General features: G+C 31.9%; 15 protein-coding genes and 2 riboswitches. Of the genes, 1 reads left to right on the forward strand and 14 read right to left on the reverse strand.

The genetic code is table 11. The features are described from left to right. Positions 1-15 precede the first annotated feature (15 nt). Complete coding sequence (locus tag B3B03_RS04540) at positions 16-1,404, reverse strand: PLP-dependent aminotransferase family protein (RefSeq protein ID WP_346847531.1); 1,389 nt, start codon at positions 1,402-1,404, stop codon at positions 16-18. A gap of 204 nt (positions 1,405-1,608) precedes the next feature. On the opposite strand from B3B03_RS04540, the gene B3B03_RS04545 reads away from it, so the two are divergent. After that, positions 1,609-2,382: an ECF transporter S component gene (locus B3B03_RS04545; protein WP_346847532.1), complete on the forward strand. Its 774-nt coding sequence runs from the start codon at positions 1,609-1,611 to the stop codon at positions 2,380-2,382. Positions 2,383-2,518: 136 nt separating this feature from the next. On the opposite strand, the gene B3B03_RS04550 is transcribed toward B3B03_RS04545, so the two are convergent. The 13 genes from B3B03_RS04550 to B3B03_RS04610 all read right to left on the reverse strand — a co-directional run bounded on the left by B3B03_RS04550 (position 2,519) and on the right by B3B03_RS04610 (position 15,285). Then, complete coding sequence (locus B3B03_RS04550; RefSeq protein WP_035133786.1) at positions 2,519-2,710, reverse strand: hypothetical protein; 192 nt, start codon at positions 2,708-2,710, stop codon at positions 2,519-2,521. A gap of 28 nt (positions 2,711-2,738) precedes the next feature. Continuing rightward, on the reverse strand, positions 2,739-3,728 hold the full coding sequence (locus tag B3B03_RS04555; RefSeq protein ID WP_346847533.1) for a dipeptide ABC transporter ATP-binding protein: 990 nt from the start codon (positions 3,726-3,728) through the stop codon (positions 2,739-2,741). Then, the gene (locus B3B03_RS04560) at positions 3,706-4,728 is read right to left on the reverse strand and encodes an oligopeptide/dipeptide ABC transporter ATP-binding protein (protein WP_150844737.1); all 1,023 of its coding nucleotides are present in this window, start codon (positions 4,726-4,728) and stop codon (positions 3,706-3,708) included. Before B3B03_RS04560 ends, B3B03_RS04555 begins: the two co-directional genes overlap by 23 nt. A 9-nt stretch (positions 4,729-4,737) precedes the next feature. Continuing rightward, positions 4,738-5,655 carry an oligopeptide ABC transporter permease gene (opp4C, locus tag B3B03_RS04565; protein ID WP_150844738.1) on the reverse strand — a complete coding sequence of 306 codons (918 nt, stop codon included), beginning with the start codon at positions 5,653-5,655 and terminating at the stop codon, positions 4,738-4,740. A 14-nt stretch (positions 5,656-5,669) separates the two neighbouring features. After that, entirely contained in the window at positions 5,670-6,653 is a 984-nt protein-coding gene (locus tag B3B03_RS04570) for an ABC transporter permease (RefSeq protein WP_346876575.1), read from the reverse strand. Between the two features lie 77 nt (positions 6,654-6,730). After that, positions 6,731-8,458 carry an ABC transporter substrate-binding protein gene (locus B3B03_RS04575; protein WP_346847535.1) on the reverse strand — a complete coding sequence of 576 codons (1,728 nt, stop codon included), beginning with the start codon at positions 8,456-8,458 and terminating at the stop codon, positions 6,731-6,733. A gap of 510 nt (positions 8,459-8,968) precedes the next feature. Beyond that, positions 8,969-9,748, reverse strand: a complete 780-nt coding sequence (thiD, locus tag B3B03_RS04580) for a bifunctional hydroxymethylpyrimidine kinase/phosphomethylpyrimidine kinase (RefSeq protein ID WP_346847536.1) — start codon at positions 9,746-9,748, stop codon at positions 8,969-8,971. 82 nt (positions 9,749-9,830) lie between these two features. Continuing rightward, positions 9,831-10,472, reverse strand: coding sequence for a thiamine phosphate synthase (thiE, locus tag B3B03_RS04585; protein WP_346847537.1), 642 nt, complete (start codon positions 10,470-10,472; stop codon positions 9,831-9,833). A gap of 72 nt (positions 10,473-10,544) precedes the next feature. Next, a riboswitch (TPP riboswitch) is annotated at positions 10,545-10,653 on the reverse strand. A gap of 262 nt (positions 10,654-10,915) precedes the next feature. Then, positions 10,916-11,377 carry a 6,7-dimethyl-8-ribityllumazine synthase gene (gene ribE / locus B3B03_RS04590; protein ID WP_035133799.1) on the reverse strand — a complete coding sequence of 154 codons (462 nt, stop codon included), beginning with the start codon at positions 11,375-11,377 and terminating at the stop codon, positions 10,916-10,918. 54 nt (positions 11,378-11,431) lie between these two features. After that, positions 11,432-12,634 carry a bifunctional 3,4-dihydroxy-2-butanone-4-phosphate synthase/GTP cyclohydrolase II gene (locus tag B3B03_RS04595; protein ID WP_346847538.1) on the reverse strand — a complete coding sequence of 401 codons (1,203 nt, stop codon included), beginning with the start codon at positions 12,632-12,634 and terminating at the stop codon, positions 11,432-11,434. A 27-nt stretch (positions 12,635-12,661) separates the two neighbouring features. Beyond that, positions 12,662-13,318 (reverse strand): riboflavin synthase, encoded by a 657-nt coding sequence (locus B3B03_RS04600; RefSeq protein WP_346876709.1) that lies wholly within the window; start codon positions 13,316-13,318, stop codon positions 12,662-12,664. After that, on the reverse strand, positions 13,303-14,412 hold the full coding sequence (gene ribD / locus B3B03_RS04605) for a bifunctional diaminohydroxyphosphoribosylaminopyrimidine deaminase/5-amino-6-(5-phosphoribosylamino)uracil reductase RibD (protein WP_346876576.1): 1,110 nt from the start codon (positions 14,410-14,412) through the stop codon (positions 13,303-13,305). The genes B3B03_RS04600 and ribD overlap by 16 nt, the downstream gene beginning before the upstream one ends. 335 nt (positions 14,413-14,747) lie before the next feature. Next, positions 14,748-14,863, reverse strand: a riboswitch (FMN riboswitch). A gap of 191 nt (positions 14,864-15,054) precedes the next feature. After that, positions 15,055-15,285, reverse strand: coding sequence for a hypothetical protein (locus tag B3B03_RS04610; RefSeq protein ID WP_035133802.1), 231 nt, complete (start codon positions 15,283-15,285; stop codon positions 15,055-15,057). Positions 15,286-15,330 lie beyond the last annotated feature (45 nt).

Raw genomic sequence — 15,330 nt, forward strand, 5'->3', positions numbered from 1 at the left:
TCATGTAATTTATGGCTATTTTTTCTTGAAGAATTCTTTTTTTAATAGTCTTAAAGCGTCTTGAAAATTTTCTTCAGCAACTCCCGAGCAAGATAGCAATAATCTAGGATAATCATTCTCTTCTTCTGCTTCAAAGGTACGTAGTAAGACACCTACATCTGCACCTCGTTTTGCTAGTTCTTTTGAAGATAAGCTACTTTTTACTTCTAGTTGTACTAAAAATCCCCCTGAACCTGGTATAGCTGTTGCTTTCTCTTCAAATACATTATTTATTGCTATACAGAGTTGTTGACTTTTAGCCATATACAACTTTCTAGCTTTCCTAATTTGTCTTCCAAGATGACCATCACTAATAAATTTACTTAAAGCAATTTGTTCAGTTTTTGATGCTGTTTGATTGTATACTCGCCCTCTTCTTTCATATACTTCTGTTAATTCTTTAGATAGTACCATAAAACTAATTCTTAAGGACGGCATTAATAATCGTGAAAACGTTCCCATATATACTACCTTATCTCCTCCATCTAACCCTTGTAAAGACGGTACTGGACGAGTATAATATCTGAACTCACTATCATAATCATCTTCAATTATTAAACAATCTTCTCTTTGTGCAAAGGCTAATAATGCTAATCTAATTTGTATTGGCATTACATCACCCCAAGGCGTTATATGAGAAGGTGATGTATAAATCATTTTAATTTTATCCTCCTTAAATTTAGATAAATCTCTATTAATATTCTTATAGGTTAAAATTTTAAACCCTCTATCTTCAAATACAGCCTGTCCCTGTTCAAAACTAGCTCCTGTAAAAGATATAGGCGATCTAACTCCTGTTAATGAACACAATATTTGTAATAAACTTTGCACACCTGCTCCAACTACTATCTGCTCCGGAGTACAAATCACTCCCCTTCTATCAGCTACGTACTTGGATAACGCTACTCTTAAATCATATTCTCCTTGTGGATCACCATAGGATAAAAGCCTTTCTTCATTACGAAGTGCACTTTTTATGTATCTACTCCACAAATCGAAATCAAAACTCTTATAATCTACTGCATAGGTAGCAAAGTCATATAATGGTTGGCTTTGTATTATGTATTTATTATGTTGTAATTTTTCTACCCTTTGGATATCTTTATAATTTAATTCACTTACAAAAAAGCCACTTCCAGGCCGAGATGTAACATACCCTTCAGCTACTAACTGCAAATAAGCAGCTTCAACCGTTGTCCGACTTATCATTCGCTCTTTTGCACATCTACGTATAGACGGAAGCTTACTTTCAGCCTTTAGAGTTCCTGAGGAAATCAGGTTTCTATAATGATTATATAGCTGAATATATAATGGTGTATTTGGTGAATCCTTTGGATTAATTATATCTCTTTTAACTTCATTCATAAACTTCTCCTCCAACTGTCCCTATTAAAATTATGTATTTTGTGTATTTCAACAATGACAAACCCAATGTATATTATATATAAAGACACCAAAATATTCAATTAATTCTAAAAGAAGATAATAACTTCACATTACTTATTTTCTAAATTTGTTATTATGCAACTTATTTATAATAATTTAAATCAATAGTATGGAGGTATATTAATGGAAACTAAAACACACTCTAAAATTTCTACTCGTACCATGGTTCTAATTGGACTTTTTGCTGCTTTATGCTACGTGGCATTATTTTTTAAGATACCTATTCCCTCTCCTGTAGGAAATCCATTCTTGCATATGGGAAATATGTTTGTTATATTATCAGCATTATTGTTCACTGGTACCATTGGTGGTCTTTCTGGCTCTATAGGTATGGGCTTATTTGACTTAATGAATGGTTATGCATCAAGCGTTCCTAAAACTGTGATTTTGAAATTTGGTATTGGAGCAATTGTAGGATGTGTTGCTGCAAGAGGGAAAAATAAAAATGCAAAGTCACCTATAAAGTGGATAAGCATTGCTTCTGGAATTTTAATCCTAATTGGTATAGTGCTATTCTTTACTGCTACTTCTTTAGGCAATGAAATTGTAGTAACAGGTATCGAGAAAAAACTAGTAATTAATCCAGTATTATATATTTTTTCTCTTATTCTTGGGTTAGGCTTAGCTTTGGTATGTACTTTTGCAAAAAAATTATCTATTGAAATTCAATATGCAGTATTAGGTGCTGTAGCTGGTATAGCCTTTAATTTAGTTGGTGAGTTTTTATTTGGAGTATTTAAATTACTTCTTGTTGGAAGTGGATTCCTACCGGCAATATTAAGTTCTGCTGTGAGTTTACCTGCAACACTTATAAATGGATCCTTCTCAATCTTTGTAGCTGTTGCCCTATATGTTCCATTATCTAAATCACTATCAAATAAAAAAGTTAATTTGTAATTTGCTAACCAATAATTTCACATATGGACTCTGGTATTTGATTATCAGGGTTCTTTTTTGTTATATAAATAACAAAAAAAGTCAAGGCCTATACTAAGCCTTGACTATATTATAGAGTAGATGGGGATTATTCATACTACCTATAAAACATGATAAATATTATAAGTGCAATTACTGCAAATACAATCAATAAAACTGGGACAATCACCGATGCTGTTGCTAAAACTAGGGCTAGTAAATCATTTTTCTCTAGCTCTACTTTACCAATCATCTCGGGATTTACTTCTCTTTTCTTAAATACTACTTTATATGCCTCTTTCATCTTCATAGCATATCATCTCCTTTTATGTCCTTTACTATATCTCTCCTGCAAAATGACAAGCACAGAAGTGTCCCTTTTCTATTTCTCTAGTTTCTGGTACCTGTTCCTTACATATCTCCTTAGCAAAAGGGCATCTAGTATTAAATTTACAACCCTTAGGTAGGTTAACATTACTTGGAATTTCACCTTTTATTATACTCATATCACTTTTATACTCTGGATTTGCTACAGGTATAGCTGCTAGTAACGCTCTTGTGTATGGATGTATTGGATTATTATATAAATCTTCCTTATCTGCTAACTCTACTATAGAACCTAGATACATTACCCCAACTCTATCGCTAATATGCTTTACTACACTTAGGTCATGGGATATAAATAAATATGCCAATCCCATTTTTTCTTGTAAATCCATCATAAGATTAAGTATCTGTGATTGAATAGAAACGTCAAGAGCTGATACTGGTTCATCACATACTACAAATTTGGGTTGTAATGCTAAGGCTCTTGCTATTCCTATACGTTGTCTTTGTCCACCAGAAAACTGGTGAGGATATCTATATATATGGTATGGAGAAAGTCCACACTGTTCAACTATTTCTAATACTCTTTTATTAAGTTCTTCACCTTTCTTATATAGCTTATGCTCTACTAAAGCTTCACTAACAATTGAATGTACATTCAGTCTTGGATTTAAAGAACTATATGGATCTTGAAATATAATTTGCATATCCTGTCTTAAAGGTTTCATCTTTTTTTCATTATATTTTACAATATTTTGATCTCTATATAGAATTTCTCCTCCAGTTGGTTCATAGAGCTTTATTAATGTTCTACCTAATGTAGATTTTCCACATCCTGATTCTCCAACTAACCCTAAAGTTTCCCCTTCATATATTTCAAAGGAAACATTGTCCACAGCTTTTACACAGAGTTTCTCTCCAGTGGCAGATTTACCCTTAACCGGGAAATATTTTTTAAGATTTCTTATTTCAATAATCTTATTTCTTTCCTTTTCCATCATGGATTCCCTCCTCTTTATGATGTTTCTCATCTATTGCTTCATTATATAGGAAGCATCTTACCTGATGTTCATCTGAAATATTAGTTATAGCAGGCATCTTGCATTTACATTCAGCCTTTGCAAATTCACATCTTGGTTCAAAATAACATCCCTCAGGAAGGTGAAATGGATTTGGTACTACTCCATCTATAGAGTATAGTCTTTCCTTATCTTGATCTAGACTTGGTATTGATGCTAAAAGTCCCTTAGTATAAGGATGCTTTGGATTATCAAAAAGTTCTTTAATTGGAGCTGATTCAACTACTTTTCCAGAATACATAACAATTACATGATCTGCCATTTGAGCTATTACTCCTAAATCATGGGTAATTAGCATTATAGCTGTATTGGTTTTTTCCTTTAAATCATTCATTAGTGTTAGTATCTGAGCTTGTATTGTTACATCAAGAGCAGTAGTAGGCTCATCAGCAATTAGTAATTTGGGCCTACATGCAAGAGCCATAGCTATCATAACTCTTTGACGCATTCCACCACTTAATTGATGTGGATAATCTCTTGCCACTTGCTCTGGCCTTGGTATTCCAACAAAGGCGAGCATATCAATAGCAATTTTCCTTGCTTCCTTTTTATCTAACCCTTGGTGAAGCATTACTGCTTCCATTATCTGATCTTCTATTCTAAATACAGGATTTAAAGAAGTCATAGGCTCCTGGAATATCATAGATATATCATTTCCCCTAACTTTTCTTATATCCTTATCCTCCATGGGTACTATATCTTTACTATCAAATTTAATAGTCCCATCTACAATCTTACCTGGTTTATCTATAAGCTTTAAAATAGACATTGATGTTATACTTTTACCACAACCAGATTCTCCAACTATACCAAGAGTTTTTCCTGGTTCTACATCAAAGGAAACTCCATCTACAGCTTTTACAATACCATTATCTGTATAAAAATATGTTTTTAAATCTCTTACTTCTAATAAGTTTTCCATATATCACACCTACCTTATCTCTTTTGGATCAAAGGCATCTCTTAAGCCCTCACCAAGAAGATTTATACTAACAACGGTTAATATGATTAAAATTCCAGGCGGTATCCAAAGCCATGGATTATTCGTAAATATAAATGAGTCTCTAGCTCTTTCAATCATATTTCCCCAAGTTGGTGTTGGTGGAATTACTCCTAATCCTAGGAAAGAAAGTCCTGCCTCTGTTAAAATTGCACCTGCCATTCCAAGAGTAGCATTAACTATGATATATGCAAGGGTATTAGGTAAAAGATGTCTTACTATCTTAGATCTATTAGATATACCTAATGCCTTTGTAGCTACTATAAAATCTTGTTCTCTAAGAGATAAAATTTGTCCCCTAACCATTCTAGCAAGACCTGGCCAAGATATTATGGCTAGAATAAACATAACCACATACATCTTTTGGGTACTACTTACCCTCCACATCAATGCAAAGGACAAGGATATCATTAATGGCATAAATGGAAGTGAGCTAACTACTTCTGTAAAACGCATAAGAATGTTATCTACCCATCCACCATAGTATCCTGCAATTCCACCTATAGTAGCACCAATGAGTACGGTTATACCTGCAGTGACAACTCCAATAAACATAGATATCCTTCCACCATAAAATACTCTCATAAGTACATCTCTACCCTGTTCATCAGTTCCAAGCCAATGCTTTGCTGATGGTGGTTTAACTTTATTAACAAGTTCAAACTCATTTAAATTATAAGGTGATATTATAGGAACTAATATTACTAGTAAAACTATAATCCCAAATACTATACCACCTGCAAGAGCTATTTTATTCTTTCTAAATCGCTCCCATGCAACCCTCCATGGTCCCATAGCTTGAAGGTCTTGTTTCTTTTTTTCAGCCTTAGCCTTTTTTACTTCTAACATAATAAACTAACCTCCTATTCTACTTTTACTCTAGGATCTACCAATGCATAGGACATATCTGATACCAGATTTCCTAAAACCATTAGGACTGCATAGAATGTATTAGCTGCCATTACAACCCAAATATCTCTACCCATAACTGATGTATATAGTATATTTCCAATTCCTGGCCAAAGAAGTACTGTTTCTAATAATATTGCTCCTCCAAAGAGAGATGGAATATACATTCCTACAAGAGTTACTATTGGTATTAATGCATTTCTAAAGGCATGACGATAAATAACTACCTTCTCTTTTAATCCTTTAGAACGTGCTGTTCTAATATAATCTTGATTAATTACTTCAATAACACTATTTCTAACGTATCTTATAAGTCCAGCCAGACTTAAAATAGTTAAAATTATTACTGGTAAAATCATATGTTTAGCTACGTCTATTACTTCAGCCATGAAGCTATCATAACCAACAGCTGCCATTACTGGAGTTCTCATACCATTAAGTGGTATTGCTCCATTACTCGGTACTGCTATAAAGAAAATCATAAGTAGTGCAAAGAAAAATGAAGGCATTCCTACTCCAACTAAAGAAAACACAGTCCAAAAATTATCAAATACTCCATATTTCTTTACTGCAGATTTTATTCCTACTGGAATTGCAATTGCAAAGGCCAATACCATAGATACTATATTTAATATAAATGTATTCCAAATGTAATCTCCTATAACATCACTTACAGGTTTTCTAAATTTTAATGAAGAACCAAAATCTCCTTTTAAAGTTCTTCCCAACCAATTAAAATATTGTATAACAGGTCCTTTATCTAATCCTAATTGCTCTCTAATCATTTGTTGCTGCTCTGGAGTAGTCTTAGAACCTTGTCCTAAATATGCACTAACTGGATCTCCAGGCATTAGTTGTAATAATATAAATAATATTATTGTTATTATTAGCATAACTGGGATTAAATTGAGTAATCTTTTGCCTAAAAACTTTAACATTTCATCACCCCTAAACTTATTTTAATAACGCCCTGCAATTTTATACAGGGCGCCAATAGCCTATATGAAATTTAAAATTATTCTTCTATATAAGCATGTTTTAATGCTTTTACCCAATCACAGAATGGGCTTGTTTCTAGGCCTTTTATTTTCTTGTTATACATGTCAAAATAAGTATTTGCATATACAGGAACTATAGGTGCATCCTCATTAAGGATTTTAGCTATTTTATTATAATAAGGTTTTGCTTCTTCCTTATCTACAATACTCTTAGCTTCATCTAACAATTTATCCACTTCTGGATTACTATATCTAGCTGTATTATCTTTACCAGTACCAATATAATCTGAGTGGATTTCAGAATATAAACTATGTGGGTCTGGTGTAGTTATAGATGTTGCCATGAAGTATATACTCCATTTATCTACGTTTTCATCAGAGTTATAGATAACGTAATCTAATAATGTATTAAACTCAAGATATGCTATATTAAGTTTAATTTTTAAACCTTCGCCCCAGTCTCTTTGCCACATTGGAATAAGAGTATTTAAAATATCATGTTCTGGCATGGCAGCTACATTAAGCTCCATAACCTTTCCATCCTTTTCACGATATCCACTTGAACCAACCTTCCAGCCTGCTTCATCTAATAAAGACTTAGCTTTATCTAAATCAAAATCATACTCAGTCATTTCACTAACCAATTTATCATCAATACCCCAAGAAACTTGAGAGAATGGATGGTATTGAACTGATGCAAGTACATCTCCAGTTGCTTCGTCTTTATAATAGCTATTTACAAATTCTTTAATGTTAAAACCATAATATAATGCTTGACGTACTTTTTTATCTGCTGTTGGACCTGATTCACAGTTAAATTTAGTGTAACCATATCCACTTCTATCATAACTATTGAAAGTCATGAAATCCTTAGACTTAGCTTCATTTATTTTCTCTGGCTCAATAACTCCTGGAAGTAAATCTACCTCTTGAGATGTCAATTCAACTATATCAGTAGTTTGATCAACAAATTTACATACTATATTTTCAATAAAATATCCTTCACCATAATAGTTTGGATTTCTCTTTAGAGATACAAATTCTTTTTCCTGGAATTTTTCTAAAGTATAAGGACCTGAACCAATTGGTTTTGTTGTTATAGCTTCTATAGATGATGTATCTCCAACCTTCCAATTTGCACCATAATAATGTTCTGGCATGATTGCCATATTACAGTTAGCAAGATTTGTTCTTAGTGGCTCAGCAAAACTAAATTTAACTGTATATTCATCTAATGCAACTACCCCTTTGAACTCTTCAGTCTTACCCTTTGAATATTCGTTATATCCAGCTAAATCCTTAACAACAGATCCATATCTACCAGTATAAGATTTGTCTGATAAAAATTGATAAGTGAAAACAACGTCATCTGCTGTTACCTTTTCACCATCAGAGAAAGTCATATCCTTCTTCAATTTGAAGGTTATTTCCTTGGCATCGTCTGAAAATTCCCAACTTTCAGCTGCTGATGGTTGATAATCTCCATTAACATCCATTGTAATAAGTGAATCAAATATCATGTCAATTATAGTAGCATCATAGGCAGATGAATAATATCCTGGGTTAAAGTTACCAGATGCCTCTGTTATTCCAGCAACTAAAGTACCCCCAATTTTCTTCTCTGCTTCTTCAGTTTTTGGTGTATCCTTTGATGTGTCTTCTTTTTTCTCTTTATCACCACATCCAACTAATGAAAAAGCTAAAATACTTGACAACATCAAGGCCATTAATTTTCTTTTCTTCAAAATCTATTCCCCCTTAAAATAATTAAGTTATAAATAAATACAAAGATATATTTTAAAAATATATACTTGTATAAATTCCTATCCCCATAGTTAATACAATTTTAGATTTAATTTAGCTTTTAATTAGGCTTATCATTGCATTTTTATTTCATGTATTTAATTTCATATATTGTATATTTATTGCTTTTAAATATATATATTACAGTTTTGTAAATTCATTATCATAATAATACATATATTTTTTACTTTTGTAAATACTTTTTTGGAAATTTTCAGAATTTTCTTTATATTGTTTAGAATTTAAAAATATTCGGTATTCTAATATTTCGTTAAATACAATACCTTCATAATATTATATATATGGAATTTACATACATTATTTTATCTTCGTAAAAAAATAAGAGACTATTTTTTAAAACAGTCTCTACCTTTACATATTATTCATATATTAAAATTTTATATTTATTGTAAATTAACTGAAACAACTTAATAAGTATATAATTACTATTATTACAAATTCCAACAGTGATTTAGAGGTCCATTCCCTTTTCCAATATTTAAATTATCCCTTAAAGCACCGGTTATATATTTTTTTGCCCTTAAAATGCTTTCATCTATGCCGTAACCTGCTGCTAAATTACAAGCTATGGAAGATGATAAGGTGCAACCTGTTCCATGGGTATTGGAATTATCTATTTTTTCTTCATGATACCAAGTAATTTTCCCATCTTTATATAATAAATCATCAGCACTATTTTCTAAGTGACCTCCTTTAATAAGAATTTTCCCTTTATATTCCTTTGAAATTTTTTCAGCTGCTTCTATCATATTTTTTTTACTTAAAATCTTAAATCCACAAATACATTCTGCTTCAGGAATATTAGGAGTAATCACATCAGCTATAGGTAAAAGTTTTGTAATCAAAGCTTCCATGGCATCCTCTGAAAGAAGTCTACTTCCACTGGTAGATATCATAACTGGATCAACTACAATATTTTTAGCCTTATATTCTAATAATCTTTCAACAATCTCTTGAATAATATCCTTAGAGGATACCATTCCTATCTTAATGGCATCGGGGAAAATATCTTTCATAATGCAATGGATTTCTTTATTTAAAAACTCTCTTGTTACATTTAAAACATCATAAACTCCAGTGGTATTTTGTGCTGTTAAGGCTGTTATAGCACTCATTGCATACATTTTATGGGCTACGATAGTTTTTATATCTGCTTGTATTCCAGCTCCTCCACTGCAATCTGATCCTGCTATTGTAAGTATCTTTTTCATTATAAATCAATCCCCTCTATCAATGTATATATTCTATAAAGTATTTTCCATCTAAAATGCACACCTATTTCCCATGTCTATTCTATTGAGTTAACATACATTCAGTTAACTCTAACATTTGTTTTGTTGCTAATAGCACATCTTCTTTAGAAAATATTGAAGATACTAAAGCAACTCCATGTATTCCTAAGCCTTTTAGGTTCATAATATTATTCTCATCTATACCTCCAATAGCCACCACTGGTATAGTTACAGATTTACATATATTTTTAATTGTTTCAAAGGTTATTACTCTAGTATCTAATTTAGTTGAAGTTGAAAAAGCTGCTCCAACTCCAATATAACTTGCCCCATCTTTTTCTGCTTTAATAGCTTGTTCCACAGTTTTTGCTGTAACTCCTAAAATTTTATCTTTCCCTATCCGCTTTTTCACTTCTGCTGCATCCATATCACTTTGACCTATATGAACCCCAGATGCATCAATATTCATAGCTATTTCCACATTATCATTAATAATTAAAGGAATATTATATTTATCTGTAATCTTCTTTATCTCTTTTCCTTCCTTTAGAAATTCATCATAGAATAAATTTTTTTCTCTTAGCTGAATTAATGTAGCTCCTCCTTGTAAAGTTTTTTCGATTTCTTCAGTAAACAATTTTCCATCTAACCAACTTCTATCCGTTACTACATATAACTTCATTTGACTTTTACTTATACTCATTTCATACACTTCCTTAACAGAATTTTGTAGAATCCAAAAAAATATGGGACATACCAAATAGTATGTCCCATTAATATTTTTAATGTAATTCCCTACGTTGGCATTATCCAAATCAGGTTATAGGTCGAAGCTACCTTTTGCTTCCTCTCAGCCTGTTATACAAGCTCCCTAAATATTTAATTTCTTAAAGCATAGCATTGATTACATCTTTTGTCAATTTTCTCTGCTTTCTGTGTAATTTAATTACACCCTTTAAATGAGAAATCATCTAAACTCCGCATGAATAAAGCAACTATTTAAATAGTTAAATATTAAAATAGTTATATCTATAACTATTTCCCTATAAAAATATATAGCTATTTATATATCTTTATAGGTAATTTTATCATATACTGACTATTAAATTAAATAATTTTATTATATTTTCATAATCAAACTTTTAATTAGAAACTTTTTAATAAATTTGCCATTTCTATAGCTGTTACTGCTGCATCGTAGCCCTTATTACCTGCTTTAGTTCCGGCTCTTTCTATAGCCTGCTCTATAGTGTCCGTTGTTAAAACTCCAAAAATAACTGGTTTCTCTGTACTAAGAGATACTGATGCTATTCCTTTTGAAGCCTCAGCACAAACGTAATCGAAATGTGGTGTAGAGCCCTTAATAACTGCTCCAAGGCATATAATTGCATCATAATTTTCATTTTGAGCCATTTTTTTTGCTACCAGTGGTAATTCAAAAGCTCCTGGCACCCATGCCACTTCAATATTATCTTCTTCTACTCCATGTCTTTTAAGTCCATCAATTGCTCCACCTAAAAGTTTAGATACAATAAACTCATTAAATCTTCCTACTACTATCCCAACTCTTAATCCTTGCGCAACTAAATTTCCTTCAAATATTTTCATCATTATTCCTCCTAGATTATATTATAATTTATACTAAACCATAGATTTAGAGTATTACTGGTAACTAAGTATGTGGTCCATTTTATTTTGTTTAGTTTTTAAATAAAATTCATTATCTTTATTGTAATTGATTTGGATTGGCACTCTCTCTACCACCTCAATATCATATCCATCTAATCCTTTAATTTTCTTGGGATTATTAGTCATAAGTCTAAGTTTTTTAGCTCCTAACTCTCTAAGAATTTGAGCTCCTATTCCATAATCTCTAAGGTCTGCTGGAAATCCAAGTTTAATATTTGCCTCTACTGTATCATATCCATGGTCTTGTAAATCGTAGGCCTTTAATTTATTTATAAGTCCTATGCCTCTTCCCTCTTGTCGCATATATAAAAGTATCCCGCAGCCTTCTTCTTCAATTCTCCTTAAAGCTTCTGCCAATTGCTCTCCACAATCACATCTATTAGATCCAAGAACGTCTCCTGTTAAGCATTCAGAATGAAGTCTTGTTAGAATTGGTTTATTCTCATCAATTTCTCCTTTAACTAATGCCACATGATGTTCACCATTCAATTTATTAATAAAACCATACATTTTAAAATTCCCGTATTTTGTAGGCATATCTATTGCTGCTGCCATTTCTACTAGTATTTCTGTCTTTCTTCTATATCTTACTAAATCTGCTATAGTTATTACTTTAATATTATGTAGTTTACCTAACTCTAAAAGTTCCTCAGTTCTAGCCATAGTTCCATCTTCACTCATAATTTCACAAATTACTCCTGCTGGCTTTAAACCTGCCATTTTGGCTAAATCCACTGCTGCCTCAGTATGTCCTACTCTTTTTAATACACCTCCATCTCTAGCTTGTAGAGGAAAAATATGCCCTGGTCTTCTAAAGTCTTTTCCTATGCTATCTTCATCTAAAATCTTCTGAATAGTTAAAGCTCTCTCGTAGGCAGATATTCCTGTAGTTGTACTAATATGATCTACGGATACTGTAAATGCAGTTTCATGATTATCTGTATTTTTTTCAACCATGGGCTCAATTTTTAAATCTCTAAGTCTTTCTCCCTCCAATGGCATACATATAAGACCTCTCCCAAATTTAGCCATAAAATTTATAGCTTCTGGAGTAACCTTTTCAGCAGCCATTAATAAATCTCCCTCATTTTCTCTATCGGGATCATCAATAACTATAACCATCTTCCCTTCTTTAATATCCTTAATTGCTTCTTCAATCGTGTAAAATTCTGACATGTTTAACCCTCCCTATTTTATTTAATCTTATAAGAATCCATTTTCTTTAAGAAAGTCTTCATTAATGGAATCTTTTTTTTCTACTTTTTTACCACTTTGAAATGTTAAAAGTTTTTCTACATATTTACCTATAACATCACATTCAAGATTTACAGTATCTTCACTGGTTTTAGACAATAATATAGTTTCTTTTCCAGTATGTGGAATTACAGATACTTTAAATACCTTATCATCTACATAGGCCACAGTAAGACTTATTCCATCAATGGCAATAGAACCTTTTTCAACTATATACTGTAAAATGTTTTCCTTAGCCTCTATGGTAACCCATATTGCATTATCTTCCTTTTCCAGGGAAACAATTTTCTCAACGCCATCTATATGTCCACTTACTATATGTCCTCCAAATCTTCCTTTAGCACTTAAGGCTCTTTCTAAATTTACTTTACTTCCAACCTTTAATTCCCCTAAATTACTTCTTCTTAAAGTTTCAGCCATAACATCAGCATCAAATATATTTCCATATATATTTGTTACTGTTAAGCATACTCCATTGGTACAAATACTATGTCCTACCTTTACATCCTCAATAACTTTATTAGCTTTAATTGAAAGTATGGAAGATTTTTCTCCCTTTTTTATTCCTCTAATTTCTCCTACCTCTTCAACTATTCCTGTAAACAAGGCTTCCATCTCTCCTTCATGTATCCTTCTATTAAAATATCTTCTCCTATAGTACCTACCCTTATACTCTCTACTCCATAGGCTTCTTCTAGAACTTTTATTCCCCTTCCCTCTACTGGAGTTTTAGACCTTTCTCCTCCAATAAATTTTGGTGCAATGTAAATTTGAATTTTATCTACTATTCCAGCTTTTAGGGCTTCGAAGTTTAAGGTTCCCCCTCCTTCAAGAAGAATACTATCAATGTTCATTTCTCCTAAAGTCTCCATTAATATCTCCAAATTGACTTTTTCTTCTTTAGAAGGAATGACCACCATCTCTACACCCCTCTCAGTGTAAATAGATATTTTTTCCTTTGAAGCTTTTTCCGTAGTTACTATAATAGTTCTTGCCTTCTTATCCTCTATAACTTTAGAATTTAAAGGAATTCTAAGAGAGCTATCTAATATTATTCTTATAGGGTTTTTCCCTCCTAGTACCCTACAAGTCAACTCTGGATTATCCTTAATAACCGTATTAGCTCCAACCATTATTCCCATAAGGTCATTTCTCAAATTATGCACATTTTTTCTTGAAGCTTCTCCAGTTATCCACTTTGATTCCCCATATTGAGTAGCTATCTTACCATCTAGTGACATGGCAGTTTTCATGATTACAAAGGGTTGCTTTGTAGAAATGTACTTCATAAATATTTCATTTAAAGCAATACATTCCTTTTCTAAAACACCTATATCTACAATTATTCCACAGTCTCTAAGCTTTTTAACTCCTCTCCCCGCCACTAATGGGTTTGGATCTAAAGCTCCAATTACTACTCTCTTTATTTTTTTCTCTATGATTTTATCTACACAAGGTGGTGTTTTCCCATGATGAGAACAGGGCTCTAAGGTCACATAAAGAGTTGCTCCCAAAGTATCTTCTTTAGCATCTTTAAACGCATTAACCTCCGCATGGTTATGTCCATAGACCTGATGATATCCTTCACCAATAATAGTTCCATTTTTAACAATTACAGCACCTACCATTGGATTAGGATTAACCCTTCCCCGTCCCTTCTCTGCTAATGTCAACGCCAGTCTCATATAATTTTCATCCATAAAATCACATCCTTATTTAAATAAAATAAAAGCCCCAAGTATAATACCCTGGGGCTAAATTTTTATTCATATTTCTAGTAAAATTTAGTTTGTTTTATAATTAATATTAAAAATTTAATATTAATCGTAAAATAAAAAATCTCTGAAATATATATATATTTCAGAGCACATAAACTAACAATTATAGTTATATAAACAGAGTTCTTAGCTTCTCTGAAGCTTTAGAAACCGTTATCCATGGACGTAATAGCTCTTAACTCCCTCTTTAGAGAAGATAGAAATATTAGAGCTGGTAGTCATCGGATAAAATAACTATAGTAATTACTATACTTACAAATAATTTTCTCACATCCAGACTTTACTGTCGGCCTTGGAATCTCACCAAGTCATGCCAAAATGGCTCGCGGGCTATACCGCCGGTAGGGAATTTCACCCTGCCCCGAAAATTGTTATTAACTTGTCAAACTCATAATATCATCTTACATAAATAATTTCAATATATTCTTACAAATCTTTTTAATTAAAATTTTATAAACGATATTTAGTGTTATTTATACAATAATATTTTTCGGAAAATAAACCAGAGATATTGTAATATCCCTGGTTTATTTCATTAAATATTTTCTTATTTAATTTAAACTATTACATATTCAATAAACTTAATATTTCTTGAACAGCTTGCTTAGCTTCTCTAGGTAATTTTTCTATTGCTGCATCTTGAGCCTTTGGATCATTAATCTGGGCTATCCTAATTATCTCTTGTTGTAGTCCTGGTATATTATTTACTACATTGGCTGCATTATTAAATCTAGCTGCAAAATTAGGGTCCTTCATTTTTCCCTTAATCTTAGTTATTAGCTCATAAGGATTCATTAAACTTTCCTCCCACCATCGAAATAATTCATTATAATTACATAA

Origin of the sequence: Clostridium sp. UBA5712 (assembly GCF_002419845.1) — a bacterium.
Classification (GTDB): Bacteria; Bacillota; Clostridia; order Clostridiales; family Clostridiaceae; genus Clostridium_J; species Clostridium_J sulfidigenes.